Annotated in this window: 1 protein-coding gene; it reads left to right on the top strand. The window is 54.5% G+C overall.

The features are described 5' to 3' along the window. On the top strand, positions 1–222 hold a 222-nt coding region (locus HMPREF0308_RS12865), incomplete at both ends, for a fructose-bisphosphatase class II (RefSeq protein WP_005532572.1).

The raw sequence follows: 222 nt of genomic DNA, 5'->3' as shown, positions 1-222 counted from the left end.
GGCGCTGGCTGGCTACAAATGGTTAGGACGCGGCGATAAAAACACCGCGGACGGCGCGGCGGTAAACGCCATGCGTATTATGCTCAACCAGGTCAACATTGACGGCACCATCGTCATTGGTGAAGGTGAAATCGACGAAGCACCGATGCTCTACATTGGTGAAAAAGTCGGTACTGGTCGCGGCGACGCGGTAGATATTGCTGTTGATCCGATTGAAGGCAC

The sequence above is a fragment of the Corynebacterium striatum ATCC 6940 genome, assembly GCF_000159135.1.
Lineage (GTDB): Bacteria > Actinomycetota > Actinomycetes > Mycobacteriales > Mycobacteriaceae > Corynebacterium > Corynebacterium striatum.
The sequence above is the reverse complement of the archived record's forward strand: the minus strand, read 5'-3'. Positions and strand labels throughout refer to the sequence as shown.